Origin of the sequence: Pseudomonas sp. PGPR40 (assembly GCF_022014505.1) — a bacterium.
Taxonomy (GTDB): Bacteria; Pseudomonadota; Gammaproteobacteria; order Pseudomonadales; family Pseudomonadaceae; genus Aquipseudomonas.
In genome coordinates this window covers 193,420-220,165 of record NZ_JAKLSP010000002.1, presented here as the reverse complement: position 1 = coordinate 220,165, position 26,746 = coordinate 193,420, and the positions used below count along the sequence as shown (strand labels likewise).

General features: G+C 59.6%; 29 protein-coding genes. 16 read left to right on the top strand and 13 right to left on the bottom strand.

Going from position 1 to position 26,746, the window contains the following annotated elements:
- Window positions 1–75: 75 nt before the first annotated feature.
- A complete protein-coding gene (locus tag MEB48_RS02910; RefSeq protein WP_237881692.1) occupies window positions 76–327 on the top strand; it encodes a DUF1652 domain-containing protein in 252 nt (83 codons plus the stop codon).
- On the opposite strand, the gene MEB48_RS02905 is transcribed toward MEB48_RS02910, so the two are convergent.
- A complete protein-coding gene (locus MEB48_RS02905) occupies window positions 317–1,213 on the bottom strand; it encodes a LysR family transcriptional regulator (protein WP_237881690.1) in 897 nt (298 codons plus the stop codon). The genes MEB48_RS02910 and MEB48_RS02905 overlap by 11 nt on opposite strands.
- A 127-nt stretch (window positions 1,214–1,340) precedes the next feature.
- Between MEB48_RS02905 and MEB48_RS02900 the strand changes: the two genes are divergently transcribed.
- The 8 genes from MEB48_RS02900 (at window position 1,341) to MEB48_RS02865 (ending at window position 8,890) form a co-directional block, all read left to right on the top strand.
- A complete protein-coding gene (locus MEB48_RS02900; RefSeq protein WP_237881688.1) occupies window positions 1,341–2,501 on the top strand; it encodes a muconate cycloisomerase family protein in 1,161 nt (386 codons plus the stop codon).
- A gap of 10 nt (window positions 2,502–2,511) precedes the next feature.
- Window positions 2,512–2,802, top strand: coding sequence for a muconolactone Delta-isomerase (gene catC, locus MEB48_RS02895; protein ID WP_007895545.1), 291 nt, complete (start codon window positions 2,512–2,514; stop codon window positions 2,800–2,802).
- Window positions 2,803–2,857: 55 nt separating this feature from the next.
- Window positions 2,858–3,787 carry a catechol 1,2-dioxygenase gene (gene catA, locus MEB48_RS02890; protein WP_237881687.1) on the top strand — a complete coding sequence of 310 codons (930 nt, stop codon included), beginning with the start codon at window positions 2,858–2,860 and terminating at the stop codon, window positions 3,785–3,787.
- Between the two features lie 119 nt (window positions 3,788–3,906).
- On the top strand, window positions 3,907–4,866 hold the full coding sequence (locus MEB48_RS02885; RefSeq protein WP_330932685.1) for an AraC family transcriptional regulator: 960 nt from the start codon (window positions 3,907–3,909) through the stop codon (window positions 4,864–4,866).
- A gap of 255 nt (window positions 4,867–5,121) precedes the next feature.
- Window positions 5,122–6,486, top strand: a complete 1,365-nt coding sequence (benA, locus tag MEB48_RS02880; RefSeq protein ID WP_237881686.1) for a benzoate 1,2-dioxygenase large subunit — start codon at window positions 5,122–5,124, stop codon at window positions 6,484–6,486.
- Complete coding sequence (gene benB, locus MEB48_RS02875; RefSeq protein WP_237881684.1) at window positions 6,483–6,971, top strand: benzoate 1,2-dioxygenase small subunit; 489 nt, start codon at window positions 6,483–6,485, stop codon at window positions 6,969–6,971. Before benA ends, benB begins: the two co-directional genes overlap by 4 nt.
- Before the next feature lie 10 nt (window positions 6,972–6,981).
- On the top strand, window positions 6,982–7,995 hold the full coding sequence (benC, locus tag MEB48_RS02870; RefSeq protein ID WP_237881682.1) for a benzoate 1,2-dioxygenase electron transfer component BenC: 1,014 nt from the start codon (window positions 6,982–6,984) through the stop codon (window positions 7,993–7,995).
- 121 nt (window positions 7,996–8,116) lie between these two features.
- Entirely contained in the window at window positions 8,117–8,890 is a 774-nt protein-coding gene (locus MEB48_RS02865; protein WP_237881680.1) for a 1,6-dihydroxycyclohexa-2,4-diene-1-carboxylate dehydrogenase, read from the top strand.
- A gap of 23 nt (window positions 8,891–8,913) precedes the next feature.
- Here the strand turns inward: MEB48_RS02865 and MEB48_RS02860 are convergent, their stop codons facing one another.
- The gene (locus MEB48_RS02860) at window positions 8,914–9,276 is read right to left on the bottom strand and encodes an NUDIX hydrolase (protein WP_237881678.1); all 363 of its coding nucleotides are present in this window, start codon (window positions 9,274–9,276) and stop codon (window positions 8,914–8,916) included.
- A 221-nt stretch (window positions 9,277–9,497) separates the two neighbouring features.
- Between MEB48_RS02860 and MEB48_RS02855 the strand changes: the two genes are divergently transcribed.
- Window positions 9,498–9,716, top strand: a complete 219-nt coding sequence (locus MEB48_RS02855) for an SPOR domain-containing protein (protein ID WP_123722289.1) — start codon at window positions 9,498–9,500, stop codon at window positions 9,714–9,716.
- A 51-nt stretch (window positions 9,717–9,767) separates the two neighbouring features.
- On the opposite strand, the gene osmE is transcribed toward MEB48_RS02855, so the two are convergent.
- On the bottom strand, window positions 9,768–10,133 hold the full coding sequence (gene osmE / locus MEB48_RS02850) for an osmotically-inducible lipoprotein OsmE (RefSeq protein WP_237881676.1): 366 nt from the start codon (window positions 10,131–10,133) through the stop codon (window positions 9,768–9,770).
- A gap of 11 nt (window positions 10,134–10,144) precedes the next feature.
- Complete coding sequence (locus tag MEB48_RS02845; RefSeq protein ID WP_052964464.1) at window positions 10,145–10,384, bottom strand: hypothetical protein; 240 nt, start codon at window positions 10,382–10,384, stop codon at window positions 10,145–10,147.
- Between the two features lie 91 nt (window positions 10,385–10,475).
- Between MEB48_RS02845 and MEB48_RS02840 the strand changes: the two genes are divergently transcribed.
- The 3 genes from MEB48_RS02840 (at window position 10,476) to MEB48_RS02830 (ending at window position 12,381) form a co-directional block, all read left to right on the top strand.
- Window positions 10,476–11,702, top strand: a complete 1,227-nt coding sequence (locus tag MEB48_RS02840; RefSeq protein WP_237881674.1) for an RtcB family protein — start codon at window positions 10,476–10,478, stop codon at window positions 11,700–11,702.
- Window positions 11,703–11,799: 97 nt separating this feature from the next.
- A complete protein-coding gene (locus tag MEB48_RS02835) occupies window positions 11,800–12,036 on the top strand; it encodes a hypothetical protein (RefSeq protein WP_237881672.1) in 237 nt (78 codons plus the stop codon).
- A 114-nt stretch (window positions 12,037–12,150) separates the two neighbouring features.
- On the top strand, window positions 12,151–12,381 hold the full coding sequence (locus tag MEB48_RS02830) for a hypothetical protein (protein ID WP_237881671.1): 231 nt from the start codon (window positions 12,151–12,153) through the stop codon (window positions 12,379–12,381).
- A 245-nt stretch (window positions 12,382–12,626) separates the two neighbouring features.
- On the opposite strand, the gene MEB48_RS02825 is transcribed toward MEB48_RS02830, so the two are convergent.
- Window positions 12,627–12,821: a hypothetical protein gene (locus MEB48_RS02825; protein WP_237881669.1), complete on the bottom strand. Its 195-nt coding sequence runs from the start codon at window positions 12,819–12,821 to the stop codon at window positions 12,627–12,629.
- A 189-nt stretch (window positions 12,822–13,010) separates the two neighbouring features.
- Here MEB48_RS02825 and MEB48_RS02820 point away from each other — a divergent pair, with 189 nt between their 5' ends.
- Window positions 13,011–13,205, top strand: coding sequence for a hypothetical protein (locus MEB48_RS02820; protein WP_237881667.1), 195 nt, complete (start codon window positions 13,011–13,013; stop codon window positions 13,203–13,205).
- Between the two features lie 734 nt (window positions 13,206–13,939).
- Here the strand turns inward: MEB48_RS02820 and hglS are convergent.
- The 5 genes from hglS to MEB48_RS02795 form a co-directional block, all read right to left on the bottom strand.
- Complete coding sequence (hglS, locus tag MEB48_RS02815) at window positions 13,940–15,331, bottom strand: 2-oxoadipate dioxygenase/decarboxylase HglS (RefSeq protein WP_237881665.1); 1,392 nt, start codon at window positions 15,329–15,331, stop codon at window positions 13,940–13,942.
- A gap of 128 nt (window positions 15,332–15,459) precedes the next feature.
- The gene (glcF, locus tag MEB48_RS02810) at window positions 15,460–16,677 is read right to left on the bottom strand and encodes a glycolate oxidase subunit GlcF (RefSeq protein ID WP_237881663.1); all 1,218 of its coding nucleotides are present in this window, start codon (window positions 16,675–16,677) and stop codon (window positions 15,460–15,462) included.
- Window positions 16,678–16,689: 12 nt separating this feature from the next.
- On the bottom strand, window positions 16,690–17,739 hold the full coding sequence (glcE, locus tag MEB48_RS02805) for a glycolate oxidase subunit GlcE (protein WP_237881661.1): 1,050 nt from the start codon (window positions 17,737–17,739) through the stop codon (window positions 16,690–16,692).
- Window positions 17,739–19,238, bottom strand: a complete 1,500-nt coding sequence (glcD, locus tag MEB48_RS02800; RefSeq protein WP_237881659.1) for a glycolate oxidase subunit GlcD — start codon at window positions 19,236–19,238, stop codon at window positions 17,739–17,741. The genes glcE and glcD overlap by 1 nt, the downstream gene beginning before the upstream one ends.
- Before the next feature lie 200 nt (window positions 19,239–19,438).
- On the bottom strand, window positions 19,439–20,365 hold the full coding sequence (locus MEB48_RS02795) for an alpha/beta fold hydrolase (RefSeq protein ID WP_237881657.1): 927 nt from the start codon (window positions 20,363–20,365) through the stop codon (window positions 19,439–19,441).
- 206 nt (window positions 20,366–20,571) lie between these two features.
- On the opposite strand from MEB48_RS02795, the gene MEB48_RS02790 reads away from it, so the two are divergent.
- Complete coding sequence (locus MEB48_RS02790; RefSeq protein ID WP_237881655.1) at window positions 20,572–21,645, top strand: diguanylate cyclase; 1,074 nt, start codon at window positions 20,572–20,574, stop codon at window positions 21,643–21,645.
- A 375-nt stretch (window positions 21,646–22,020) separates the two neighbouring features.
- Here the strand turns inward: MEB48_RS02790 and MEB48_RS02785 are convergent, their stop codons facing one another.
- The 3 genes from MEB48_RS02785 to MEB48_RS02775 all read right to left on the bottom strand — a co-directional run bounded on the left by MEB48_RS02785 (window position 22,021) and on the right by MEB48_RS02775 (window position 25,507).
- Complete coding sequence (locus MEB48_RS02785; RefSeq protein WP_237881653.1) at window positions 22,021–22,239, bottom strand: hypothetical protein; 219 nt, start codon at window positions 22,237–22,239, stop codon at window positions 22,021–22,023.
- A gap of 388 nt (window positions 22,240–22,627) precedes the next feature.
- Window positions 22,628–22,903 carry a peptidylprolyl isomerase gene (locus tag MEB48_RS02780; RefSeq protein ID WP_007898282.1) on the bottom strand — a complete coding sequence of 92 codons (276 nt, stop codon included), beginning with the start codon at window positions 22,901–22,903 and terminating at the stop codon, window positions 22,628–22,630.
- A gap of 66 nt (window positions 22,904–22,969) precedes the next feature.
- Window positions 22,970–25,507 (bottom strand): PAS domain-containing hybrid sensor histidine kinase/response regulator, encoded by a 2,538-nt coding sequence (locus tag MEB48_RS02775; RefSeq protein WP_237881651.1) that lies wholly within the window; start codon window positions 25,505–25,507, stop codon window positions 22,970–22,972.
- 119 nt (window positions 25,508–25,626) lie between these two features.
- Between MEB48_RS02775 and MEB48_RS02770 the strand changes: the two genes are divergently transcribed.
- The gene (locus MEB48_RS02770) at window positions 25,627–26,736 is read left to right on the top strand and encodes a PilT/PilU family type 4a pilus ATPase (RefSeq protein ID WP_237881648.1); all 1,110 of its coding nucleotides are present in this window, start codon (window positions 25,627–25,629) and stop codon (window positions 26,734–26,736) included.
- The last annotated feature ends 10 nt before the right edge of the window (window positions 26,737–26,746 follow it).

Genomic DNA, 26,746 nt, shown 5'->3' with positions numbered 1-26,746 from the left:
CGCTGGCGCGGGTTTATTGAAGTTGATCTACGCTGAGTGGATCCAATCGGAAAACCGTCCACGAGGGCGTCCGCCATGGTTCCACTTGCGCAGCTTTGCCAAATTGTCGAGTCCGGTTTCAAGCCGCTGTCCTGCGAATGCACCGTCAATCGCGATGAAACATTGCGGATCAAGGTCTTCAATGGCACCACCGGGCGGATTGAGCTGTTGATCACCTGTGTATCGCCTGACGAACTGACCAGTGTCCGCGCTATTTCCAATCTGATCGGCGAACTTCGCACTGAAATGCGCGCCGGGCGCCGAGCCTTCGCCGGAGTCATGGCCTAGTGCCTGTCGCCGGCAGCAGTTCATCGATCATCTGCAAACAATGATTCAACCCCGGCGATACATCGCCCACGCGCCTGCTGAGGATGATCGGCGAGGTGGCGTTGTCTTCCAGCACCGGGGTGAAGCCAATATCGTCGCGGTGCAGCAACTGCACTGAAGCCGGCACCAAAGTGACCCCGATTCCCGCCCCCACCAGACCGATCGCTGTTTGCAGCTCGTTGGTCCATTGCGCCACCTTGATGTGCACGCCGTAGGATTCGAATAGCGCGATCACGTGGTCGGCGTAACTGGGACGCGGGTTGCCGGGGTAGAGCACAAAGGGTTCTTTTGCCAGTTCACGAAGGCTGATGGGCCCGGCCAGTAATGGATGGCCGGCGGGCAGGGCGGCGACCAGCCGATCTTCGGTCAGCACGGTCTGAAGAATGGCCGGGTCGTCAATGCGGATTCGCCCGAAACCAATGTCGATGCGCCCGGCCTTGAGCGCCTGCACCTGCTGCAACGTAGTCATTTCCGAGAGCCCCAACTCAAGCGCCAGCGGCTCACCGCTGCGCAGTCGGCGAATCAGCTCCGGCAACACGCCATAGAGGGTCGATGGCGCAAAGCCGATGCCCAGCCAGGTCTTTTCGCCCAGACCGATCCGCCGTGTGTTGTCGCACACCTTGCCCAACTGTTCGAGCAGGGCGGTGGAATGTTCATGGAAAAACCGCCCGGCATCGGTCAGCTTCAGCGGTCGGCCGCGCTCCAGCAGAAGCACCCCGAGTTCGTCTTCCAGCTGCTGGATCTGCCGGCTCAGCGGCGGTTGGGCGATGTGCAGCAGTTCGGCGGCGCGGGTGAAGTTGAGGGTTTGAGCCAGCACCTGAAAATACCGCAGATGACGCAGTTCCATGAGGCCTCCGAACGTTGATCTGTTAAATACCTTTAAGGTATCGATCCAGACCAATTCTATATTGGCCGCCCGGAAAAAGCCGTACGAGAATCCGTTCCAGAACTTTAAGAACCTGACGGGTATCGACATGCGTGCAACTGCCATTGAATCGATCGAGACGATCATCGTCGATCTGCCGACCATCCGTCCGCACAAGCTGGCGATGCACACCATGCAGAACCAGACCCTGGTGATCATTCGTGTGCGCTGCGCCGATGGCATTGAAGGCGTGGGGGAATCGACCACCATTGGCGGTCTGGCCTACGGCAATGAAAGCCCGGACAGCATCAAGACCAACATCGACAAACACTTCGCGCCGCTGTTGATTGGCCAGGACAGTGGCAATGTGAATGCTGCGATGTTGCGTCTGGAGCGCAGCATTCGGGGTAACACGTTCGCCAAATCGGGTATTGAAAGCGCCTTGCTCGACGCTCAGGGCAAGCGCCTTGGCCTGCCAGTCAGCGAGTTGCTGGGCGGCCGGGTTCGCGATGCACTGCCGGTGGCCTGGACCCTGGCCAGTGGCGACACTGCCAAGGACATTACCGAAGCGGAAAAAATGCTCGACCTGCGCCGCCACCGAATCTTCAAGCTGAAAATCGGCGCTGGCGAGGTCAATCGCGACCTGGCCCACGTCATTGCGATCAAAAAGGCCTTGGGCGATCGCGCCAGCGTGCGGGTCGATGTCAATCAGGCCTGGGACGAAGCAGTCGCCCTGCGGGCCTGTCGGATCCTCGGCACCAATGGCATCGACCTGATCGAACAGCCGATCTCGCGCCACAACCGCGCCGGCATGGTACGCCTGAATGCCATGAGCCCGGCGCCGATCATGGCCGATGAATCCATCGAGTGCGTGGAGGATGCCTTCAACCTGGCCCGCGAAGGCGCGGCTTCGGTATTCGCCCTGAAAATCGCCAAGAACGGCGGCCCACGCGCCGTGCTGCGAACCGCCGCGATTGCCGAGGCGGCCGGTATTGGCCTGTACGGCGGCACCATGCTCGAAGGCGGTATCGGCACGCTGGCCTCGGCCCATGCCTTTGTCACGCTGAACACACTGGGCTGGGATACCGAGTTGTTCGGCCCGCTGCTGCTCACCGAAGACATTCTCAGCGAGCCGTTGGTCTACCGCGATTTCCAACTGCACGTCCCGCAAACACCGGGGCTGGGTTTGAGTCTGGATGAAGAGCGCCTGGCGTTTTTTCGTCGGGACAGAATATCCACCGCCATATCCACTGCCGTTCATCAAGCCTGAGGAGGGCATCATGCTGTTTCACGTAAAAATGACTGTGAATCTACCGGTCGACATGAACCCGGAACGCGCCGCTCAGCTCAAGGCCGACGAAAAAGCCCTGGCCCAGCGCCTGCAAGAGCAAGGCAAGTGGCGTCATCTGTGGCGCATCGCCGGGCTCTATGCCAATTACAGCGTGTTCGATGTCGACAGCGTTCAGGAACTGCACGACCTGCTGATGCAATTGCCGTTGTACCCGTACATGGCGATCGAAGTCACCGCGATGTGTCGGCATCCTTCTTCCATTCGTGAGGATGACCGCTGAACCCAGCCTGTTCAGTTCGCTACGCTAATAATTACAAGATGAGAAACCTACCAAAATGAACGTCAAGATTTCCCACACTGCCAGTGCCCAGAAGTTTCTCGAAGACGCCAGCGGTCTGCATAACGAAGCCGGCGATCCGCGGGTCAAAACGCTGATTTACCGCATCCTGCGCGATTCAGTGAACATCATCGAAGACCTGGCCGTGACCCCGGAAGAGTTCTGGAAAGCCGTCAACTACCTCAATGTGCTGGGTGCGCGTCAAGAGGCCGGGTTGGTAGTGGCCGGGCTCGGTCTGGAGCATTACCTCGACCTGCTGATGGATGCCGAAGACGAGCAGGCCGGCAAGGCCGGCGGCACACCGCGGACCATCGAAGGCCCGTTGTACGTGGCGGGTGCGCCGCTATCGGAAGGCGAAGCGCGGCTGGATGACGGCGTCGATCCGGGTGTGGTGCTGTTCATGCAGGGCCAAGTGCGCAACACCGCCGGCGAACCGTTGGCCGGCGCGGTGGTGGATGTCTGGCACGCTAACACCGGCGGCACTTATTCGTACTTCGATACCACTCAATCGGAATTCAACCTGCGTCGTCGTATAGTCACCGATGCTGAGGGCCGTTACCGTTTTCGCAGCATCGTGCCGTCGGGCTACGGCTGCCCGCCGGACAGTCCGACCCAGCAATTGCTCGATCAACTGGGCCGTCATGGTCAGCGGCCGGCGCACATCCACTTCTTCATTTCGGCGGCGGATCATCGTCACCTGACCACCCAGATCAACCTCGACGGCGATCAGTACCTGCATGACGATTTCGCCTATGCCACCCGTGATGAGCTGATTGCCAAAATCACTTTCAGCGATGATCCGCAGCGTGCGGCGGCCCATGGCGTGAGCGGTCGTTTTGCCGAAATCGATTTTGACTTCACGCTGCAGTCGTCTGCCCAGCCTGAGGAGCAGCAACGCCACGAACGGGTTCGCGCGCTCGAGGGCTGATACCCTCGACCAGCCGAACCGGGCCACGAGATAACTGACCGTTTATCTCGTGGCCCTCTGTGTTTCGGCCAGGGCACTAGAATGGCGGCGCCACCGATAACAACAATGAGAGTGATCCGATGATGCAAGCGCAATTGTTGAGTCATCGCAGCAGAGTCTTCGACCATGCCGATCCCTACGCGGTGTCGGGCTACGTCAATCAGCATGTCGGCAATCATTGCCTGCTGATGCCCAGGGTCGGTCGGCCACTGGCCAGCCTCGATCATCGAAAATTCGCCAGCCTCGACTTGTGCCGCATCAGTTACGGCGCCAGCGTGCGGGTCACGTCCGGTGCGCTGGACAGCATCTATCACATGCAAGTGCTGCTGCGCGGCAACTGCCTGTGGCGTGGTCATGGTCAGGAGCACTACTTCGCGCCCGGCGAGTTGCTGCTGATCAACCCCGATGATCCGGTGGACCTGACCTACTCCGACGATTGCGAAAAATTCATCCTGAAAGTCCCCACCCGGTTGTTTGAGTCGGTGTGCGAGGAGCAGCGCTGGCGGTATCCGGGGCAGGGCATACGGTTTCTGGAGAACCGTTATCAGCTCAATGAGCTGGAAGGTTTCGTCGGCCTGCTGGCGATGATTTGCCAAGAGGCGGAAGCTGCTGAGCCGATTCCCCGGGTGCAGGAGCACTATGCGCAAATTGTGGTCAGCAAGATGCTCGGCCTGATGAAAACCAACGTCATGCGCACTGACCCCGGCTCACCCTCGGCCACGTTCGAGGCGCTGGTCGATTACATCGCCTGCAACCTCAAGCAGGACATCGACAGCGAAGAACTGGCGCGCCAGGCGCGGATGAGCTTGCGTTCGCTGTATGGGTTGTTCGAACGCAACGCAGGGGACACGCCGAAAAACTACATCCGGCAGAAAAAGCTCGAACGGATTCATGCCAGCCTGAGCGACCCGACCTGCATCGTGCGCAATGTGACGGAAGTGGCCATGGATTATGGTTTTCTGCACCTGGGGCGGTTCTCCGACAGCTATCGCAAACAGTTCGGCGAATTGCCATCGGACACCCTCAAACGCCGCCATTGACCACGTAAATGCCGCCTCACCGCTGATCGTTTCCACGTTCCCGCGTGGGAATGCCTCAACGGACGCTCTGCGTTCGGCTCTGGAAGGGACGCGGAGCGTCCCGGGCTGCATTCCCACGCAGAGCGTGGGAACGATCATCAACCACCGACCGCTCGTTGCACAAAACGGATACAGGTCTGCACCCCGCGGATAGTCCGCCCCATCCCCACGTCCTAGCATGGCCCTGCCTGAACAAAAACAATGGAGGCGGCGGCCATGACCCTGCGACCCGAATACCTTCACTCCCTGCTTGAAGAAGACCCTGAGCAGGGCATCTATCGCTGCAAGCGCGAGATGTTCACCGATCCACGGCTGTTCGACCTCGAGATGGAACACATCTTTGAAGGCAACTGGCTGTACCTGGCGCACGAAAGCCAGCTCCCCAACAACAACGATTTCTACACCACCACCATGGGGCGCCAGTCGATCTTCATCGCGCGCAACAAGGACGGTGAGTTGAACGCCTTTATCAATGCGTGCAGTCACCGTGGCGCGATGCTTTGCCGGCACAAGACCGGCAACAAGAGCTCGTACACTTGCCCCTTCCACGGCTGGACCTTCAACAATTCCGGCAAGCTGCTCAAGGTCAAGGACCCGGCGGCGGCCGGCTACCCGGCGAGCTTCAATTGCGAAGGCTCCCACGACCTGACCAAGGTCGCGCGTTTCGAATCCTATCGCGGCTTCCTGTTCGGCAGCCTCAAGGCCGATGTGGTACCGCTGGTTGAACACCTGGGCGAGTCGGCGAAGATCATCGATATGATCGTCGACCAGTCCGCCGATGGCCTGGAAGTGCTGCGCGGTTCATCCAGTTATATCTATGAAGGCAACTGGAAACTCACCGCCGAAAACGGTGCCGACGGTTATCACGTCAGCTCGGTGCACTGGAACTACGCAGCCACCCAGAACCAGCGCAAGCAACGCGAAGCCGGCGATTGTAATCCGACCATGAGCGCCGGCAGCTGGGCCAAGCAGGGCGGTGGTTTCTATTCCTTCGACAAGGGCCACATGCTGCTCTGGACCCGTTGGTCCAACCCCGAGGACCGTCCGCTGTACGAGCGTCGCGATGAGCTGGCCCGGGACTTTGGCAAGGCTCGCGCCGACTGGATGATCGAGAACTCGCGCAACCTGTGCCTGTACCCCAACGTCTATCTGATGGACCAGTTCAGCTCGCAGATTCGCATCGCCCGGCCGATCTCGGTCAACCGCACCGAAATCACCATTTACTGCATCGCCCCCAAAGGCGAAAGCGACCACGCCCGTTCGAGCCGGATTCGTCAATACGAGGACTTCTTCAACGTCAGCGGCATGGCCACTCCGGACGATCTGGAAGAGTTTCGCTCCTGCCAGACGGGTTACCAGGGCAGCGTCAGCACCTGGAACGACATGTCTCGTGGGGCCGAGCATTGGGTCGAAGGCGCGGATGACGCAGCCAAGGAAATCGACCTGCATCCGCTGCTCAGTGGCGTGCGCACCGAAGACGAAGGTTTGTTCGTGCTGCAACACAAGTATTGGCAGCAGACCATGCTCAAGGCGTTAGCCGCTGAACAGTCCGAACTGATTGCAGTGGAGGCCGTGCAATGATTATTACCTACGACGCCGTACGCGATTTTCTCTATCGCGAAGCGCGCTACCTCGACGACAAACAATGGGACGACTGGCTGGAGCTGTACGCGCAGGACGCAACCTTCTGGATGCCATCCTGGGACGACAACGACGAGCTGACCGAAGACCCGCAGCGGGAAATTTCGCTGATCTGGTACGGCAACCGCACCGGCCTGGAAGACCGCATCTTCCGCATCAAGACCGAACGTTCAAGTGCCAGCGTGCCGGACACCCGCACCTCGCACAACCTCAGCAATATCGAGCTGATCGAACAGGCCGACGGGCTGTGCAAGGTGCGCTTCAACTGGCACACCCTGAGCTTTCGCTACAAGACCGTCGACAGCTATTTCGGCAGCAGTTTCTACACCCTGGATGTACGCGGTGAGAATCCGCTGATCAAAGCCAAGAAAGTGATCTTGAAGAACGATTACGTTCGTCAGGTCATTGATGTTTACCACCTCTGAGGCGGCCGTCATGACTCATTCCATTGCGTTCAATTTTGAAGACGGCGTCACTCGTTTCATCGACGCCAATGCCGGGGAAACCGTGGCCGATGCCGCGTACCGCCAGGGCATCAATATTCCACTGGATTGCCGCGACGGCGCTTGCGGTACCTGCAAATGTTTCGCCGAGGCCGGCCGCTACGACTTGGGTGAGGACTACATCGAAGACGCCCTCAGCCCTGAAGAGGCCGAGCAAGGTTTCGTCCTGACCTGCCAGATGCGTGCCCAGAGCGATTGTGTGGTGCGGGTGCCGGTTTCATCGGATGTCTGCCGCACCCGTCAGGCCAGTTACGACGCGACCATCAGTGCCGTGCGTCAGTTGTCCGACAGCACCATCGCGCTGTCGATCAAGGGCGAGGCCCTGAGCAAACTGGCGTTTCTGCCGGGGCAGTATGTGAACCTCGGGGTTCCGGGCAGCGAGCAGACCCGCGCCTACTCGTTCAGCTCGCTGCAGCGTGACGGCGAAGTGAGCTTTCTGATTCGCAACGTGCCCGGTGGCTTGATGAGCAGCTTCCTGACCGGCATGGCCAAGGCCGGCGATAGCATGAGCCTGGCCGGGCCGTTGGGCAGCTTCTATCTGCGCGACATCCGCCGTCCATTGTTGCTGCTCGCCGGTGGCACCGGTCTGGCGCCGTTCACCGCGATGCTGGAAAAAATTGCCGAGCAGGGCAGCGAGCATCCGCTGCATTTGATCTACGGCGTGACCAACGATTTCGACCTGGTGGAACTCGATCGACTCGAAGTCTTCGCCGCACGCATTTCGAATTTCAGCTTCAGCGCCTGCGTGGCGAATCCCGACAGTCGGCACCCGCTCAAGGGCTACGTGACCCAACACATCGAGCCGCGGCACTTGAACGATGGCGACGTCGACGTCTACCTGTGCGGCCCACCGCCAATGGTTGAAGCGGTCAGCCAATTCATCCGCGAGCAAGGCATCGCACCGGTGAATTTCTACTACGAGAAGTTTGCCGCCAGCGCGGCCTAAGTTCTGCAGTTGTAAATGCCTTGTAGGAGCCAGGCTTGCCGGCGAAGACGCCCTTGAGTGCGCCTTCGCCGGCAAGCCTGGCTCCTACGAAAAACGATTCATATGCCGGCACGAGGTACACATGAACAGATTCCACGAAAAAGTCGCGTTGATTACCGGTGCCGCCCAAGGCATCGGCCGGCGCGTGGCTGAACGCATGGCCGCCGAAGGGGCGCGGTTGATTCTGGTCGACCGCTCGGATCTGGTATTCGACGTACAACAGCAATTGGCGGCAACCAGCCAGGTACTCGCTATGACTGCCGACCTTGAGCAATACAGTGAATGCAGCCGCGTGATACGCACCGCTGTCGAACGTTTTGATCGCCTCGATGTGTTGGTCAATAACGTCGGCGGTACGATCTGGGCCAAGCCTTTTGAGCATTATGAAGAGCAGCAGATCGAAGCCGAAGTTCGTCGTTCATTGTTCCCGACACTGTGGTGCTGCCATGCCGCGCTGCCGTTCATGCTCGAACAAGGTAGCGGCGCCATCGTCAACGTTTCGTCCATCGCAACCCGTAGCATCAATCGCGTGCCATACGGTGCGGCGAAGGGCGGGGTCAATGCGCTGACCGCTTGTCTGGCGTTCGAAACGGCCGGTCGTGGCGTGCGGGTCAACGCGACTGCCCCCGGTGGCACCGAGGCGCCGCCACGGCTGATCCCGCGCAACACCGCGCAGCAAAGCGCTGAGGAAAAGTTTTGGTATCAACAGATCGTCGACCAGACCCTCGACAGCAGTTTGATGAAGCGCTACGGCACGCTGGATGAGCAGGCAAGCGCTATTCTGTTTCTGGCCAGTGACGAAGCCTCTTACATCACCGGCATGGTGATGCCGGTCGGTGGCGGCGATCAGGGCTGACAGGTTCGTAGAGAGGCAGCGACCTACAACCGACGCTGAAACGCTTTGACGATTCTGAGCGTGGCGTCGCTTGTCTTCAGGTTGTGGACGGTCTCCAGCGGATGCCAGATGCAGTCGAATATTTCATTCAGTGGCCGAGCCTCTGCCAGGTTGACGACCGATGCCTCGTACACATGGTGCCGAGTGCTGGCCGTTTCCAACTCCATCAGGTACAGCAGGCCGTCGACCCCAAGTCCTGTTTCTTCGAAGAGCTCGCGTACGGCTGCGCCCGCAACAGTTTCGCCAGGCTCGATTTTTCCGCCAGGCAAGGTCCAGCGGCCCTTGAGTTTGCGCACCAGGAGAACATGCCGATCCTGCTCGCAAATGATGGTTGCGCGTACTTTCATGGATCACCCGATTGCTGTCCGTCATGAAGCAGTCATAAAACTGCAATATTCAGACCGCAAACCGTGTAGATGTCTGTTCAAGGGTTAGAGTTGAACGGGCGATTCAAAGTGCAATGAAATGCCAGAATCCCGACGCGACGTCTGGTTGGCACATCAGCAGAGGTCGGGTGTAAGGTAGTTGAGTCGAATCCAGGACTATCACTGCCGAAATGGAGGTGACTATGAGTGTTCCGATGCTGACCAAAATGCACATGAACGGCTATGACGTACTCAGCGTGAATAATGGCCCGTGGCGGGTATGCACCAAAGGTGACCGGCTTGGCGCCTTTGGCAGCAGAGAGGAGGCGCTGGCTTACGCGGCTTCGCTTCCCGCCTACAGAGCCCGGTCGGGTAAAGCGTCCCGTAGCCACAAATCAGAAAGCCACAAATCAGACAAATAGTGCGCGTGAAGCCCCGGTACGCCGGGGCTTTTGATAACCGTCGGTCACGGGTCAGTAACCGCTGCCACCCATCCCGCCCGTGGCAGGGGAATAATAATCTCTGGCTTTTTGTTGGGCACGACTCCATTGCGCGCAGGTCATGAAACTTTTGTGATCGACTTTGCCCTTGCCGTCGAAGCTGACGTTGTACGGCTGCTGATGGCCGGCCTGGATCAGCTTGTAGTCGAAACAGGTACCAGGCTCCACCGTGCGCTTTGTTATCGATACAGGCTGGCCGCCAATCTGCTGGACTTGATCCTTGCTCATGCCGGTCTCGACCTTGGCGACCAGCGGTTGGTCTCGATAAATGTGTGATTCCGTGGTGCAGCCACCTGACGCCGCCAGCACGGCGATCAGCGCGCATAGACGCTTGTTCATGGCAGCGCTCTCTAGTGAGCTTTCGTTCGACTGATGGACTTTGCTTTCACTTCTTCAGCATAGCCCGCCAGGCGTTCTTCATCGCCCTGGAACAACGCGCACAGTCTTAGTGTTGCCTCTGCGTCCACATCATTGCCAGCCAGGCGCAACTGCTCTGCGATGCGCAAAAGCTCTACCGCCGACCACCTCAGGTCCGAGGCCACACCTTGCAGGTCGCGCCGAAGTTGCTGTTCATATTCATTAAGCCACATGATGACCTCCTGCAATTCCCCGCTACGAAATAGTAGTCCCATTTGCCTGTCTGGAGCGTTATGTTCGTCTGATCGCAAGAGAGTCGAAATCATGCAACAACCTGTCTACCAACTGCTGGAAGTCGCCAACGGCAAGCCGATCAAACTCTGGACCGAGGGTGTGCCGGTTGAAAGCGAAGCCCGGCAGCAATTGATCAATACCGCGAAGATGCCGTTCATCTTCAAGCATCTGGCGGTGATGCCGGATGTGCATCTGGGCAAAGGGTCCACCATCGGTAGTGTGATTCCCACCGTGGGCGCGATCATTCCGGCGGCTGTGGGCGTGGACATCGGCTGCGGCATGATTGCCGCGCGCACCTCACTGACCGCCGACGACTTGCCGGACAACCTGCACGGCTTGCGCAGCGCCATCGAAAAGGCTGTGCCCCATGGCCGCACGTTGAGCCGTGGTCGCCGCGATGAAGGTGCCTGGAATCATGTTCCACAGCAGGCCGATCAGGCTTGGGCGGCGCTGAGTTCACGGTTCAAGGCGATCACCGACAAATACCCGAAACTCGCCAGCACCAACAACCGTCAGCACCTGGGCACCCTCGGTACCGGTAATCACTTCATCGAGGTCTGCCTGGACGAGGCCAACTGCGTCTGGTTCATGTTGCACAGCGGTTCCCGCGGCGTTGGCAATGCTATAGGGACCCTGTTCATTCAATTGGCCCAGGCGGATATGCGCCAGCACATCGCCAATCTGCCGGACCGCGACCTGGCCTATTTCAAGGAAGGCAGCCGGCATTTCGATGACTACGTCGAAGCGGTGGGCTGGGCTCAGGACTTCGCCCGGCAGAACCGTGCCTTGATGATGCAGGCGGTGATTCAGGCAGCGCGGCAAGTGATCCGAAAACCCTTCGAGGTCGCGCTGGAGGCTGTGAACTGCCATCACAACTACGTGCAGAAAGAGCGGCATTTCGGTGAAGACGTTCTGGTCACCCGCAAGGGCGCGGTGTCGGCGAAGAAGGGCGAATTGGGGATCATTCCCGGCTCCATGGGCGCCAAAAGCTTCATCGTTCGCGGTCTCGGCAACGAGCAATCGTTCTGCTCGTGCAGCCACGGTGCCGGTCGGACCATGAGCCGCACCAAAGCCAAAAATACCTTCACCGTTGCAGACCAGATCCGCGCGACTGCTCATGTCGAGTGCCGCAAGGATGCGGCGGTCATCGATGAAATTCCGATGGCCTACAAAGACATCGATAAAGTGATGTACGCGCAGCGTGATCTGGTGGAAGTGCTGCACACCTTGCGTCAGGTGGTGTGCGTAAAAGGGTAGGGATGGAAGGTGCTTCCACTGGTCGGGAAAATTAACGAGAGTGAACAGCTTTGCTGTCGTATTGAGGGAGTGATTTATTCGCTAGGGGCCATTTCAAATGACGACTACCGATGATTTCAGACACCATGCACATGAGCTGATCGTTGATCTGGATGCGGCAACCACGGAAATGATGAAGCTGATCTCGGACCATCAGTTGAGCGGCCCGGAATGGGAGCGGGTCACGAAATGGCAGCACGAAGCGTATGAGCGATGGATGACGTACCTGAATGCGAGGTCGTATCCCGATTCTGGCTCGGGCCCCGAGCCGGGGCAAGGCGAAGCCCCTCTATAGACGATCGCTTCGTTCGTCTTCGTTTGTGGGTATCGACTTGTGCCGTATGTCGGAAGCGAGGAACGGCCATTCCTTAACCAACTTCCAAGAGCTGACATCCTTGGGAGTTTGGCCATGAATGATGATCGAAAAAAGGCAGCCCTCGATGCGTGGTACCGACTCTTGAGAGAGCCGGAGGCCGGGATGGATTGTGAAGAACATTACGATAAATTGCTGAAGGCGGCGGATGAAATGGCGGGCGCCGGGCTCATTAACAACGCCGAATGGCGTGAGTTGGTGCGCGATGCACGGGGCGCTTTTTCCATCGCAATCGATGGTGTCGGTAGCGGAATAGTCAGCAGATAACTTAAAAATAGTGTGGATATTTAATGGGTTAGGAGATTTAGTAACTGGATAGTGAGTTAGCATATCTTGTTACAAGTCATGCATTTAGGTAATATCGTCCCGCGTTCACCACCACGGTTTATGCATTTTTGAAGCCCAGGCGTCCATCAGCTGCCTGGGCTTTTTTTTGTCTGGAAATTGGGTGATTGTTTGAGCACGCTGCCGGCAAAGCGCCAGCAGCGTGGGTGAACGAAAGCTTGATGCCGTTATATGGCCGGATCAGCCTTGCGCCGATCATTGCCAGAAGGGTTTCCGCTGTTTAAAAGCCGTCTCTCTACCAGGACATTTTGCAGGGCCTGGCGTGCCGAAGGGTCTAGCTGATGTTCTCTCTCCTTGAGCTCGAGCAAGATGGGGTTGGACCATCCACGATAGGTTTGCTCGGAAATACGAGTAGATGTCATCTATCTCTCCTTTGATGAGTCGCCCGACAACACAGTGGGCGAAGTCCTGTGCGATAAAAATCCTAGTTGAGGAAACGATTTGTCGCCAGCGATGGGCACTCCAATGAGATGCCGATCATCTTCCGCAACAAGGGTTGTCCACGATTCGGGCGTAAACTAAAAAGGCTACCTCATCAAAAGGAGCCGCATATGATCGCCGACCAAATGAACAGACAGGCGTCGGAGCAAAGCGCTGTTTGGGATCAATACTTCTGTGCCGCGTTGATTGCGGAAAGCAATCTGACGGCACCGGTGGTAGGAGAAGCCACCCACGAAGACAGGCAGAATCTGTTAATCCAAAGGGCCAAAGCACTCGCCGACAAGATGCTGGAAAACAGAAGATAACCGGAGCCCAGCCATTGCGCTGGGCTCTTCACTTTTCGAGGCTCACTGGTCAGGCGGTGTTGGCGCGACGAGATGATCGGGTTTTCTGCCAGATGAACGTTCCTTGGTCGCGGATCGTCTACAGTTGGTAGTTCAAGGATAGGGAGATCGAACATGAAGTGCTTAATTTGTCAGGCTGCCTCTAAAGCTGGCCATGCTGCTGGAGACTGGTCAGAGGTCGACTGCTTGGCCGGATGTGGACGCTACAGGGTCTCGGCGAACCTTGTTGCAAAAATGAAGTTCAGGAACGAGTTCTTTGACATCGAACGCACAAGACGATGGCTTAAGATGTCGCGCAATGATGATCCGGTGCCGTTGATATCTACCTACGATTACAACGTTTCCTTATTGCATCGCGACACTGAGGAGAGGTCGGTCATTGCGCCGCGTCGCGCCAGGCAGTCGTTGACTTCGGATTAGAGTCCGTCAGTCCTGGCTGTAACACCGCCCTCGCGTAGGAACGACACCGACCCCGTAGGAGCCGGCTTGCCGGCGAAGGCGCTTTCATGGGCGATGCAGGATGTGAGGCCGCCTTCGCTGGCAAGCCAGCTCCTACACTAATGTGTACAGAGCATGATTTTGTGAACACCGCCGACCCCGTAGGAGCCGGCTTGCCGGCGAAGGCGTGTTCATGGGCGGTGCAGGACGCGAGGCTGCTTTCGCTGGCAAGCCAGCTCCATCGTGTTGCGTAACACCTAATCAGAAACGTTCAAACCCAGTGCTGCAAAACACTCATCAATCGACCGCCGCTGCGTCTCGGTATATAGCGCCAACTCATCAATCGTCGACCTTCCCAAGGCCTTTTCGAACACTTGCCGGTTCGAATGCACGCCATAACGGGTTTGCGCCGCATCCCCCAGGTTCGACTGAAAAATCCCCGCCGCGCTGACCGGCAAAAAGTCTTCGTACACCAGTGGTTCTACCCGCACATAGCCGTCTTTGAGCAAATCCTCCAGCGATGCGCCTTGCAGTTCATCCGCCGCCAGGCCTTTTTCCGTTACGAAGTAGCGAAAGTACGCCAGTTCCTGTTGGTGCATGTCCTCGAGGGTGTCAGGGAATTCGCCGAAGTGTTGCGTCATTAACGCGTTGTAGCGTGCGGCGTTGGCTTCGTTGGGGAAATCCTTGAGTTCATCCCGGGCAGCGTTGAGCAAGCGGTCGTAAAGCGCCCGACCTTTGGGGGTGAGCGCCGCGCCGCGTTGCTCGATTTCACCGAAGCGAGCGCTATGGCTGCCACGGGTTTCGACCTGATCGGTAAAAGCAATCGGCTCGTCCAGCGCCTTGAAACTGGTCTGGCGCAACAGGATCGGGCATTGACGGCGGGGCGGGCCTTCGATCACCGCTTTGGGGGTGATGCCATGGGTGGGCATTTGCGCCTGCACGATGTCGATGTCCAGGGTGCGTGGCGTCAGATGGTTGATGTGCGGACCTTTGAAAGCCACCACGTCGGCAATCAGTCGATGCTGGGCGCTGAGTTGCAGGTAGTGCTCGGCGGTGACGGTGGCGCTGTGGTGCCAGCGGAAGGTTTCCAGGGCTTGTGAAACGAAATCCTGCGCCTCGTATTCGGTCAGACCGCCCTGGGTTTCGGCGCGTTCGATGAGGGTCAGCGCCGCCGGGGTGAAGATCGAGCGCGCATCCAGCACCGATAGGGCAAAGGCCCGCAGTTCGGCGTCTTCGATCAGCTCCAGGCGCAGCAGCGAGGTGAACACCCGGAACGGGCTGACTTGCAACGCCGCCTCATGCACGGCGCGGAACGCGGTGGAGTGAACCGGCACGCCGGCCGGGGTCAGGTCGTAATAGCCCACCGGTTGCATGCCCATCACCGCAAACAAGCGGGCGAGAGTTGCCAGTTCAGCGGCGGTGCCGACGCGGATCGCACCGTGGCGTTCCAGGTCCAACCGCTGGATTTCCCCGGTGCTGTTCAACTGTCGGGCGATCTGCGGATCGCTAGCCAGCACATGGCGGTTGGTCTGTTCCACCAATTCCATCAGCGCGCCGTACAGCGGCACTTCTTCGCGGTACATGTCGGACATCGCTTTGGAGAAGCGTTGGCGGATCAGGTCAGGGCTGACGAAGTTCGGATGGCTCATGAAAAAGTTCCTGGCGCAGTGACGTAACGGATGCCGGAAAAGATCGCAGCCTTCGGTGGCGCCGACAAACGAAGTTTCTGACGAACTTCATTCTGCCAAGGACTGTTCTTGCAACGCAGGCTGTTCGGTTAACGCAGCACTTGGTCCACCAATTCGATCCAGTGCCTGACCGGCGTTCGTCCGGCGCTGTTGAGGTGGCTCTGGCAACCGATATTGGCGGTGGCGATGATCTCGGGCTGACCGCTTTCCAGGGCGTTGAGTTTGTTGTCTCTCAGCTGTCGGGCCAGTTCCGGTTGGGTGATCGAGTAGGTGCCCGCCGAGCCGCAACACAAATGACTGTCGGGCACCGTCGTGAGATTGAAGCCCAACCGCGTCAATACGGCTTCTACCGCGCCGCCGAGTTTCTGCGCGTGCTGCAACGTGCAGGGGCAGTGGAAGGCGATCCGCTGGTCGGTGGCGGCGCAAACCCGTTCCAAAGGTTCATCGGCCAGCACCTGCACCAGGTCCAGGGCCAGTTCGCTGACCCGCCGGGCCTTGGCCGCATAAACCGGATCGCGCTCCAGCAGATGCCCGTAATCCTTGATGAACGCGCCGCAGCCGCTGGCGGTTTGCACGATGGCTTCGGCGCCGTTTTCCAAGTGCGGCCACCAGGCATCGATGTTGCGTCGGGCGCGGTCCAGGCCTTTGGCTTGGGCGTCGAGATGATAATCCAGTGCGCCACAGCAGCCTGCGTCTGACGCCGGAATCACGCTGATCCCCAGCCGATCCAGCACCCGCGCGGTCGCGGCATTGGTGTTGGGCGACAGACCCGGTTGCACGCAGCCTTCGAGCATCAGCACCCGACGAGCATGCCGAAGAGCAGGGCGCTCGCCTGCGGCGGGGAGGTCGTGGGGCAACTTTGCCTCAATGCCCCATGGCAGCAACGGCCGGAAGGTGGCACCGATCTGCAGCAAGGTCTTGAACAGATTAGGATTCGGCGCCAGTGCCCGCAGGCTCTGACGCAACAACCGCTGGCCGGCCGGGCGCGGCACCGCTTGATCGATCACGGCGCGGCCAATGTCCAGCAGGTTGTGATAATCGACCCCGGACGGGCAGGTGGTTTCGCAGTTGCGGCACGTCAGGCAACGATCCAGGTGCAATTGGGCTTTGGCCGTGGCGGGCGCGCCTTCGAGCACTTGCTTGATCAGATAGATGCGCCCGCGCGGCCCGTCCAGTTCGTCGCCCAGCAGTTGATAGGTCGGGCAGGTGGCGTTGCAGAACCCGCAATGCACGCAGGTGCGCAGAATCTTGTCCGCTTCTTCGGCGCGGGGCAGTCGTTTGGACTGTTCGCTGAGATTGGTTTGCATTGAGAGCACCCCCTACAGTTCCGCGTACATCCGGCCGGGGTTGAACAGCCCTTGCGGATCCAGTTGCGCCTTGAGTTGCCGGTGATAACGCAGCAGCGCCGGGGCCAGCGGCTGGAATGGCGTGTCGCTGATGCCATGGCTGAAACAGGTGGCGTGGCCACCGAGTTCATGGGCCCGCGACTGAATGTTGTCGGCCGCGGATTTCAACCAGCGTTGCGCACCGCCCCAATCAATCAGTTGCTCGCCGGGTAAGTCCAGAGGCCCGAGGTTGTTGGGCAATGACAAACGCCACAGCGGCAGGCCCTCATTAAAAAAGTCGAGTCGTTGTTCGTTCAGGTCGGCCCAATAACCGGAGTCCAACGGTTCGCCGCCGAGCCGTTGATGGGCGGCCGTGACCGAGCCTTCGCCGCCTTCGAGCCGCAGATACAAACGCTGGCCGTCGTGGCTGGCAGCGCTGATGGGCAGCGGTTGCTGACCCCATTGCGCCAGATTGGCCAAGGCGCGGGCGCAGTCGATGTCCAGACTGATGCTCAAGCATTGTCGGGGTTTTGGCAGCACTTTGAGTGAGACTTCGGTCAGCACCCCGAGGCAGCCATAACTGCCCACCATCAGGCGCGAGAGGTCGTAGCCGGCGACGTTTTTCATCACTTCTCCGCCGAAGCGCAGCTGGGTGCCGAGGCTGCTGATCACCCGCGTGCCGAGGACAAAATCGCGTACCGAACCGGACCACGGGCGCCGCGGCCCGGACAGCCCCGCCGCGATCATCCCGCCGACGGTAGCACCTTCGCCGAACGACGGCGGTTCGCAGGGCAGCATTTGTCCCGCTGCATCCAGTGCGGCAAACAGTTCGCTCAGCGGCGTACCGGCGCGAACGCTGATCACCAGCTCCGTCGGATCGTAGCTGACGATGCCGCGATGGGCGCGGGTGTCGAGTATTTCTCCGGCCACTTCACGGCCAAGAAACGCCTTGGTATTACCGCCCTGAATGCGCAGTGGCATGGCGTTCTCCCGCGCCTGTTTGATCTGCTCCAGCAGGGCTTCACTGGCGTCGAAGTCCGGCATCAGAAACGCTCCAGCTCAGGAAACGGCAGTTGCCCGGCGTGGATGTGCATCGCGCCGAATTCCGCGCAGCGGTGCAGGGTCGGGATGTTTTTGCCGGGGTTGAGCAGGCCCTTTGGGTCGAACGCGGCTTTGACGGCATGGAACAGCGTCAACTCGTCACTGTTGAACTGTGCGCACATCTGATTGATTTTCTCCCGCCCGACGCCATGTTCGCCGGTAATGCTGCCGCCGACTTTCACGCACAGTTCGAGGATCTTGCCGCCGAGGGCTTCGGCCCGTTCCAGTTCGCCGGGCTGGTTGGCGTCGAACAGAATCAGCGGGTGCATATTGCCGTCGCCGGCATGGAAAACGTTGGCCACTCGCAAGCCGTATTCTTGTGCAAGATCGGCGATGCCCTTGAGCACGCCGGGCAGTTCGCGGCGGGGGATGGTGCCGTCCATGCAGTAGTAATCCGGTGAGAGGCGCCCGATCGCCGGGAAGGCGTTCTTGCGACCGGCCCAGAACCGCACGCGTTCGGCTTCGTCCCGAGCCTGGCGCACTTCACTGGCACCGGCCTGTTGCAGCACCTTGCGGACTCGCTCGCAGTCGTCGTGGACATCGGCTTCGACACCGTCCAGTTCGCACAGCAGGATCGCCTCGGCGTCCACCGGGTAACCGGCGTGGATGAAATCCTCGGCGGCGCGGATCGCCAGGTTGTCCATCATCTCCAGGCCTCCGGGGATGATTCCGGCGGCAATGATCTCGGCCACCGCGCGACCGGCCTTTTCCACAGAATCGAAACTGGTGAGCAGGACCTTGGCGACCTGGGGTTTGGGCAGCAGTTTGACCGTGACTTCGGTGATGATCCCCAGCAAGCCTTCGGAGCCGGTGAACAACGCCAGCAGATCGAACCCCGGCGCGTCCAGCGAATCGGCGCCGAGGGTCAGGTGTTCGCCTTCAAGGGTCAATACGTCGAGTTTCAGCAGGTTGTGCACGGTCAGGCCGTATTTGAGGCAATGCACGCCACCGGCGTTTTCCGCGACGTTGCCGCCGATGGAGCAGGCGATCTGCGAGGACGGGTCCGGCGCGTAATACAAACCGAAGGGCGCCGCCGCCTGGGAAATCGCCAGATTGCGCACCCCCGGTTGAACCCGTGCGGTACGCGCGGCAGGGTCGATGTGCAGGATGTTGTTGAACCGCACCATCACCAGCAGCACGCCTTTGTCCAACGGCAGCGCACCGCCGGACAACCCGGTGCCGGCCCCGCGCGCCACCACTGGCACGTTGCGGGCATGGCAGAGCTTGAGCAGCGCCTGCACCTGTTCCAACTGCCGGGGCAGGGCGACCAGCATCGGCGTGGTGCGATAAGCCGAGAGACCGTCGCATTCGTAGGGTTTGAGTTCTTCTTCGCGCCAGAGGATGTCCAGGTCCGGCACCTCCTGCTGCAAGGCCTTGAGCAGCGCAGCCTTGTCGACGTTCGGCAGAACACCGTCGATGCGTTCGTCGTAAAGAATGTTCATCGCGCGAACCTCAATGGCGAGGGAACTTACCCCAATGCCAGTCAGTTAAGCTGCGGGACCTGTGGGAGCGGGCTTGCTCGCGAAGACAGTGTGTCAGTCGACATCAATGCTAGATGTGCCGCCGCCTTCGCGAGCAAGTCGAATCGTCGCACCGCCACTCCCACAGGGATTGTGACCAAGGCTTGTCACAGGGGATCTCATCAGTTTTTACTTCCTAAAAACTCTCGATACAACCGTGCCGTATTGGCCGGTTGCTCAACCATCGGCATATGGCCGACACCGTCCCAGATTTCTACCCGCAGATCGGCGATGCCCTTGCTCCAGACCGGTACGCTGCTGACGTCGATCAAGCGGTCCTTGCGCCCCCACAGCAGCAGTGCCGGGCATTTGATGTCGGGCAGTTTCGGCTCCATCGGCGGGCTGGCGTGAAAGTCCCTGAAGATTTCTTCCAACTCGTCGCGCTGTTGCTCATAGCGCTGGGCGACGGCGTCCAGCACGATCCCCGGCACCCAGGGCGGTGAAGCCATGGTCATGGCGTAGAAGTACTGGAATTCTTCACGGGAATGAATCAAAAACGGGTTGTGCCCGCGAGCCAGGTGTCGCTCCATGTCACTGGGCTCCGGGGCGGTGACGCCGGCCGGGTCGAGCAGCGCCAGCGAGATAATGCGCTCGGGGTAAGTGGCCGCTAGCCACGCCGCAATGTAGCCGCCCATGGAGTTGCCGATCACGTGCACCTTCTCGACTCCACAGATATCGAGCAGCTGGATCAACCGTTTGGCCTGGACCGGAATGTCATAGCCACCGCCAGCCTTGAAGCCGGTTTCGCCATGGCCGGCAAGGTCGGGGATGATCACCCGGTAGTCATCGACAAAATGCCGGGCAAAGCGCAGCCAGATGTTCTTGTCGGCGCTGCAGCCGTGCAGCATCAGCACACTGCTGGGGGCTTCGTAAGGCCCGCCTTGCCAGGTCGAGACGGTCATTTCGGCAATCGGCACGACGATCTTGTGTAACCGATACAGCCGGGCTTCCAGCGCCATGTTCAAGTCATAGAGCCAGTAACCGATGGCCGGGTAACTCAACCAGCTCCAGGCCACGAAGACGGCGATAGTGACAACCAACAAAAGCATCAGGCTATTCCTTTGCAATGATCAGGACAGGTTGTTTATCGATCCCTCCCTTCATGTATAGACAAACATTGGACACTCGCCTCATGGCGATGCCACGTAATTCAGACCGCTAACCGGTGATGGCTATTTGCCGTTGCCCTGATAGACTTCAAACACACTTTTCAACCCGTGTGTTTTCAGGTCCGTTCAGCAGTACAGAGGCCCCTATGGAAAAAAAGGGAGGAAAGGGACTTTCATTGGCCAGGAGGCTATATGCGTCGCGAATCCTGGGGCTGGCCCTAGGGTTATTGTGCGTCGGCGCAGGGATGTATCCACTCGACCCGGCGCCCTGGGTCTGGGGGATGATGCTGCTCAACGGGCTGCTCTGGCCGCATATAGCCTATCAATGGGCGCGCCGGGCGAAAATTCCTTACCACGCCGAGCACCGCAACATCCTGGTGGACGCGTTTCTCGGCGGTTTCTGGGTGGCCGCCATGCAGTTCAATCCGCTGCCCAGCGCGGCAACGCTGTCGATGATGGCGATGCACAACGTGGCCATTGGCGGTTTGCGTTTTCTGTTGGTAGGCGCCGTCGCGCAGATGCTAGGGATCGGCGTAGGGTTGCTGGTGTTTATGCCGGCTTTTGTCCCGCAGACCAATCCGCTCCAGCTGTACGCCTGTTTGCCTTTGCTGTCGATTTATCCGCTGTCCCTGGGCTGGATCTGCTTCCGTCAGGCCTACACCCTCGGCCAACACAAGCGCGAGTTGCTGGCCCTGAGCCGCACCGACAGCCTGACTGGCCTGCTGAATCACGGTGCCTGGAAAGATCAGCTGGAAGTCGAATTTCAGCGTTGCCGACGTCAGCAGCAAGGCGGGGCGATTGCGCTGATCGACATCGACCATTTCAAGACCATCAACGACACCTACGGCCATGTCGCCGGCGACATCGTCTTGCGTAAACTGAGCAAAATGCTCAAGCAGAATCTGCGGGCAACCGATGTCGCCGGGCGCTACGGCGGCGATGAATTCTGCGTGCTGTTGCCAGACCTGCCACTGGACCGTGCCGCCGTGGCGATGGATGCGCTGCGTGATCGTTTCGCCACGTTGGGTTATGAGCAGAACCCGGCGCTGAAAGTCAGTTTGAGTATTGGCCTGGCGGCCTTCAACCCGGCCCACGACGACGCGACCCTGTGGCTCAACGACGCTGACCAGGCGCTTTACGAAGCCAAGACCACCGGCCGCAATCGCGTCATCTGCCATAGCGACGGCAAACCGCACAAGGCGTTGCTCAATTCAGTGTAACCACCCCCCAGAAATTCCTTGTAGGAGCGAGCTTGCTCGCGAAGACGGAGTGTCAGTGGGGATCATCGTTTTCACATCTTTCCGAATTTGATGGTGTACATATCCGTTTCTGCGGTAACGGCCACCTAGGGTTCCGCCCTTACGGCGGGTCACTTGGAAAAGCCCCAAGTAACCAAGGGCTTCTGCCCCTGTCGTTCGGTGCCTCGCCCAGGCTCGGCATGCCCTCGCTCCGGTCCTGCTCCGTGGGCCCGCCGCGATCGGCCATCCATGGCCGTGCGCGGCTAACCCGGCATCCATGCCGGGTTGCCCACTGCGCAGAACCTCCACTCGGCCTCTCGAGGGCGCGGTGCGTCAAGATCAATAGCTGCAGGCGAGCTAACGCTCGGCCTGTTGAGTGGTGAAAAGCGAAAGCCGTACGCCGATCCCTGTAGGAGTGGGCTTGCCCGCGAAGCTGTTGATCTTGCCGTTGCCGTTGCCGTTGCCGTTGCTTTGGCTTTTGATCCTGATCTGCTTGCCCCTTTTCCCAGAGGCCGAACGCAGGTATTGCGTAGGGGGCACCGTGGCAAGGATGCCGCGGTAGCCGCGCACGGCCATGGATGGCCGATCGCGGCGGGCCCCCGAAGCAATGCCGGAGTGAGGGCATGCCGAGCCTAGGCGAGGCACCGAATGGCGGGGCAAGAGCCCTTGGTTACTTGGGGCTTTTCCAAGTGACTCGCTGTAAAAGCGAAACCGCCAGCGGCCGTGACCACAGAAACGGATATGTACTCCCAACCCCAAACCCCGGCAGTGAATCTGTAGCTCAAGAGATGTGTCGATACCCATGGCTATCGCAGGCAAGCCCCAATGCCAGTCAGTTAAGGGTAATCGGACTTGCAGGAGTCAGGCTTGCCGGCGAAGGCGTCCTTAAGAGCGCCTTCGCCGGCAAGCCTGGCTCCTACGAAAAGCTAGGGAAAGCCCGCGATGGGGCCTTGAAGGCAACCGATCAATCCCGGTAAAACACCTGCACCAGGTGATACCCGAACTTGCTCTTGATCGGCCCATGCACCACCCGCAGCGGTTTTTTGAAGATCACCGCATCGATCACCCCGACCATCTGCCCGGGCCGCACTTCGCCCAGGTCGCCGCCGCGTTTGCCGGACGGGCAGGTGGAGTATTTCTTGGCCAGCACATCGAAGGCTTCGCCCTTGGCGATGCGTTGTTTGAGCTGTTCGGCTTCTTCCGAGGTTTTCACCAGAATATGGCGGGCTTGGGCTTTCATTGGCAGTACCTTGCAACGGTGGTGGCTATGTTGGTGCCAGCGTGGGGCGCGCGATTATGCCTTAACTCAGTCCGCTTGGCCGATCATCGTGCGAATCTTGTGTGCCAACAGGTCAATGGAAAAGGGTTTGGCCACCATGTCCATACCTTCCTCAAGGAAACCCTGGCGTTCGGCGGCGTTCTGCGCGTAACCGGTCATGAACAGCACCTTGAGACCCGGACGGTGCTGACGGGCGATTTCCGCCAGCTGTCGACCGTTCATGCCCGGCAGACCGACATCGGTCACCAGCAGATCGACCCGCAGGTCGGATTCCAGCAAGGGCAGGGCGGCCTTGGCGTCTTCGGCTTCATGGGCGTGATAACCCAGTTCATTGAGCAGGTCGAGCACCAGCATGCGCACCGCCGGATCATCTTCCACCAACACCACGGTCTCACCGGCAATCGCTGCCGGTGTTTCGCCGGTGGCCGGCAGCAAAGTGTGCTCTGGCAGCGCGACGTGCAACCGTGGCAAATACAGGCGAACGCAGGTGCCTTGGCCCGGCAGGCTGTGAAGGCTGACGTGCCCGCCCGACTGCTGGGCGAAACCATAAATCATCGACAGTCCAAGACCGGTGCCCTGGCCGATGGGTTTGGTGGTGAAGAACGGATCGAAGGCCTTGGCCAACACTGACGGGGTCATGCCGGCACCGTTGTCGCTGACCGCAATCATCAGGTAATCCCCGGCCCTGACCGGTTCCAGGGGGCTGATGTCGCTACCGTCGAGGTGAACATTGGCGGTTTCGATCAGCAACTCGCCGCCTTCGGGCATCGCATCCCGGGCATTGATGACGAGGTTGAGCAGGGCGTTTTCCAGTTGACTGACGTCAGTGCTGACCGGCCAGACTTCGTCGGCCAGTTGCAGCCGCAGCTCGATGTGATCGCCTTTGGTCCGCCTGAACAAATCTTCCAGAGAATGCACCAGCTGGTTGGCATTCAGCGGCTTGCGATCCAGCGACTGGCGCCGGGAAAACGCCAGCAGACGATGGGTCAGGGCAGCGGCGCGGTGGGCCGAAGACACCGCGGCGTCGGTAAAACGACCGATCTCGTCAGCGCGACCATTGGCGATGTAGCGCTGCATCAAATCAAGACTGCCGATGATCCCCGTGAGCATGTTGTTGAAGTCATGGGCGATGCCGCCGGTGAGCTGTCCAACCGCTTCCATTTTCTGTGCATGCCGCAAGGCGTCTTCGGCGCGCTCGCGTTCGAACATCTCGTTTTGCAGCCGCTGGTTGGTTTCGGCCAATTGTTGAGTGCGGGCGCTCACCCGTTCTTCAAGAGTTTCGTTTAGGTTGCGCAGGGCTTCTTCGGTCTGTTTGCGCTCGGTCTCGTCGATCACGAAGATGTAAAAGCCATTCACCGCGCCGTCCGGGCCATGACGGGGCAGGTAGTTCATCAAGGCCTGACGGATGCTGCCATCGCGGTGCGGGGTGCTGATGCTGAAACTGCAGGCCTTGCCTTTCAATGCCTCGGCAATGTATTCGGCGCGCAGGGCATAGGCTTCGTCGCCCAGCACTTCACGGATGGTGCGGCCGTAAAGCTCCTGGGGCGTCAGACCGTACCATTCCAGATAGGCGGCATTGTTCAGGCGAAAGCGCTCCTCGCTGTCGACGTAGCTGATCAGGATTGGCATGGCGTTGATGATCAGTTGCAGCTCGGTCTGGCTCTGGCGCAAGGCCTGCTCGATGTGTTTGCGTTCGGTCAGGTCCAGTGCCGCGCCAAGGAAACGGATCGGCCGGCCATGATGGTCCTTGTAGCAGCGGCCTCGGGCAAACACCCACCGCAGTTGGCCATCGGGTTGCAGCAAGCGATATTCCTCGGCGTACTCGCTGCCATGGGTGATGCAATGCTTGATGCTGCGGGCAATCATGGCGCGATCTTCCGGGTGCACGCCGTGGAGGTATTCGCTGATGGGCAACTGGCTGGCCATGGCCGGGTTGATTCCATGCAGTTGGGCGAAGTGGGCATCAGCGATGAAACGGTCTTCGCCGATGTCCCAGTCCCAAGTGCCGACGGCATCAGTGGCGGCCAGCGCCAGTTGCAGGCGCTGCTCGGTTTCTTGCTGGGCCTTGAGGCTGGCGGCGGAGCGTTGTTCGAGTTCCAGGGCGATGCGCCGGCGTTCGTTGGTTTCGATGGCGGTGACCAGAATCCCGGCAACCTCGGCGCTTTCATTGCGAATAGGGCTGTAGGTCAAATCCAGCCAGAAGTCGGAATCCCGACCGTCGCGCTGCAAGGTGAAGCGTTGTTCGCTGTAGGTTCGCACCTGTCCCTGTAGGACGGCGCTGTAAATCGGGTCAGTGAAGTCTTTCAATTCTGGCCAGATCAGGTGCGTCGGTTGTCCGAAAGCGTGAGGGTGTTTGCTGCCGGCGAGGAGGGCGAAGCCGTCGTTGTAGATCTGTGTGAGCTGCGGACCCCACAGCAACAGCATCGGCATCGGCGAGTGGATCACAATGTCCACGGCGGTGCGCAGGCTTTGCGGCCAATGATCGGCGGCGCCCAGCGGGTTGTTTGTCCAGTCCAGTCGGGCAATCAGGGCCTGGGCGTCGCTGGCGGTCGGTGGTGCGTTCATTACAATGTCCTGCGCGTCAGTCGGTGTGGCGGCGTCTACTATCCTTGCAGGGCGGTAAACGCTGAATGGTCCGTTTTGGGTCATTTTTCTCATTGAATGCTTCGCGGGTGCTTTTTGCCATGGAAATCGATGCACTGTTGCAGATTCTGGCCAGCCGCAATGGCTCCGATCTTTACTTGTCCACCGGCGCGCCACCCAGCGCGAAATTTGACGGTGTGCTCAAATCCTTGACCGATCAACCGTTCAAACCGGGGGAAGTGGCAGCCATTGCCGCGTCCATCATGGACGCCGAGCAGCGCCTGGATTTCGATAGGGAACTGGAAATGAACCTGGCGCTTTCCCTGGCCGGCGTCGGGCGTTTTCGGCTCAATATTTTCAAGCAGCGTAACGATGTGTCTATCGTGGCGCGCAACATCAAACTCGACATTCCACGCTTCGAAGACCTCAGGTTGCCGCCGGTGCTGCTCGAAACCGTCATGCTCAAACAGGGGCTGATCCTCTTCGTCGGCTCGACCGGCTCAGGCAAGTCGACCTCGCTGGCGGCGCTGATCGATTACCGCAACCGTCACAGCAGTGGCCATATCATCACCATCGAAGACCCGGTCGAGTTTATCCATCGGCACAAGAAATCAATCATCAATCAGCGTGAGGTCGGCGTCGATACCCGCAGTTTCCACGCCGCGCTGAAAAACACCCTGCGCCAGGCACCGGACGTGGTGCTGATCGGCGAGATCCGCGACCGCGAGACCATGGAGCACGCGCTGGCGTTTGCCGATACTGGTCATCTGGTGATTTCCACTTTGCATGCGCACAACGCCAATCAGGCGCTGGACCGCGTGATTAACTTCTTTCCCGAAGAACGGCGGGCGCAACTGCTCCATGACTTGGGCAATAACCTCAAGGCGTTCGTTTCCCAGCGTCTGGTACGTACCCGCGACGGGCAGCGCCGGGCAGCGGTGGAGGTGATGCTGGGAACGCCGACCGTCGGCGACCTGATCCGGCGCAATGAGCTTTCTGAACTCAAGGGAATTATGGAGAAATCTTCAGAGGCGGGGATGCAGACGTTTGATGGGGCGCTGTTCGAGCTGTTTGCCGAAGGCGCGATTGATGAGGCAGAAGCGCTGAAACATGCGGATTCGGTGAACAACTTGCGCCTGCGCCTGAAAATGCATGCGGAGGCTACGCCCGGGCCCCATTCACCGCCGGGGGAATGGGGATTAGTGGACTAGCGCTGACAAC

Excerpts from the sequence above, each read along its gene's own strand:
- MEB48_RS02770 (WP_237881648.1), top strand. The coding sequence starts at position 25,627 with ATGGAAATCGATGCACTGTTGCAGATTCTGGCCAGCCGCAATGGCTCC.
- MEB48_RS02825 (WP_237881669.1), bottom strand. The coding sequence starts at position 12,821 with ATGACATCTACTCGTATTTCCGAGCAAACCTATCGTGGATGGTCCAAC.
- MEB48_RS02905 (WP_237881690.1), bottom strand. The coding sequence starts at position 1,213 with ATGGAACTGCGTCATCTGCGGTATTTTCAGGTGCTGGCTCAAACCCTC.
- benA (WP_237881686.1), top strand. The coding sequence starts at position 5,122 with ATGACCCTGCGACCCGAATACCTTCACTCCCTGCTTGAAGAAGACCCT.
- MEB48_RS02795 (WP_237881657.1), bottom strand. The coding sequence starts at position 20,365 with ATGCTTTTGTTGGTTGTCACTATCGCCGTCTTCGTGGCCTGGAGCTGG.
- MEB48_RS02835 (WP_237881672.1), top strand. The coding sequence starts at position 11,800 with ATGACGACTACCGATGATTTCAGACACCATGCACATGAGCTGATCGTT.
- glcF (WP_237881663.1), bottom strand. The coding sequence starts at position 16,677 with ATGCAAACCAATCTCAGCGAACAGTCCAAACGACTGCCCCGCGCCGAA.
- MEB48_RS02910 (WP_237881692.1), top strand. The coding sequence starts at position 76 with ATGGTTCCACTTGCGCAGCTTTGCCAAATTGTCGAGTCCGGTTTCAAG.
- catC (WP_007895545.1), top strand. The coding sequence starts at position 2,512 with ATGCTGTTTCACGTAAAAATGACTGTGAATCTACCGGTCGACATGAAC.
- benC (WP_237881682.1), top strand. The coding sequence starts at position 6,982 with ATGACTCATTCCATTGCGTTCAATTTTGAAGACGGCGTCACTCGTTTC.
- MEB48_RS02775 (WP_237881651.1), bottom strand. The coding sequence starts at position 25,507 with ATGAACGCACCACCGACCGCCAGCGACGCCCAGGCCCTGATTGCCCGA.
- MEB48_RS02820 (WP_237881667.1), top strand. The coding sequence starts at position 13,011 with ATGATCGCCGACCAAATGAACAGACAGGCGTCGGAGCAAAGCGCTGTT.
- MEB48_RS02845 (WP_052964464.1), bottom strand. The coding sequence starts at position 10,384 with ATGTGGCTTAATGAATATGAACAGCAACTTCGGCGCGACCTGCAAGGT.
- MEB48_RS02780 (WP_007898282.1), bottom strand. The coding sequence starts at position 22,903 with ATGAAAGCCCAAGCCCGCCATATTCTGGTGAAAACCTCGGAAGAAGCC.
- MEB48_RS02865 (WP_237881680.1), top strand. The coding sequence starts at position 8,117 with ATGAACAGATTCCACGAAAAAGTCGCGTTGATTACCGGTGCCGCCCAA.
- osmE (WP_237881676.1), bottom strand. The coding sequence starts at position 10,133 with ATGAACAAGCGTCTATGCGCGCTGATCGCCGTGCTGGCGGCGTCAGGT.
- MEB48_RS02885 (WP_330932685.1), top strand. The coding sequence starts at position 3,907 with ATGATGCAAGCGCAATTGTTGAGTCATCGCAGCAGAGTCTTCGACCAT.
- MEB48_RS02860 (WP_237881678.1), bottom strand. The coding sequence starts at position 9,276 with ATGAAAGTACGCGCAACCATCATTTGCGAGCAGGATCGGCATGTTCTC.
- catA (WP_237881687.1), top strand. The coding sequence starts at position 2,858 with ATGAACGTCAAGATTTCCCACACTGCCAGTGCCCAGAAGTTTCTCGAA.
- MEB48_RS02785 (WP_237881653.1), bottom strand. The coding sequence starts at position 22,239 with ATGGCCGTGCGCGGCTACCGCGGCATCCTTGCCACGGTGCCCCCTACG.
- MEB48_RS02790 (WP_237881655.1), top strand. The coding sequence starts at position 20,572 with ATGGAAAAAAAGGGAGGAAAGGGACTTTCATTGGCCAGGAGGCTATAT.
- MEB48_RS02840 (WP_237881674.1), top strand. The coding sequence starts at position 10,476 with ATGCAACAACCTGTCTACCAACTGCTGGAAGTCGCCAACGGCAAGCCG.
- MEB48_RS02900 (WP_237881688.1), top strand. The coding sequence starts at position 1,341 with ATGCGTGCAACTGCCATTGAATCGATCGAGACGATCATCGTCGATCTG.
- MEB48_RS02830 (WP_237881671.1), top strand. The coding sequence starts at position 12,151 with ATGAATGATGATCGAAAAAAGGCAGCCCTCGATGCGTGGTACCGACTC.
- glcD (WP_237881659.1), bottom strand. The coding sequence starts at position 19,238 with ATGAACATTCTTTACGACGAACGCATCGACGGTGTTCTGCCGAACGTC.
- MEB48_RS02855 (WP_123722289.1), top strand. The coding sequence starts at position 9,498 with ATGAGTGTTCCGATGCTGACCAAAATGCACATGAACGGCTATGACGTA.
- hglS (WP_237881665.1), bottom strand. The coding sequence starts at position 15,331 with ATGAGCCATCCGAACTTCGTCAGCCCTGACCTGATCCGCCAACGCTTC.
- benB (WP_237881684.1), top strand. The coding sequence starts at position 6,483 with ATGATTATTACCTACGACGCCGTACGCGATTTTCTCTATCGCGAAGCG.
- glcE (WP_237881661.1), bottom strand. The coding sequence starts at position 17,739 with ATGCCGGACTTCGACGCCAGTGAAGCCCTGCTGGAGCAGATCAAACAG.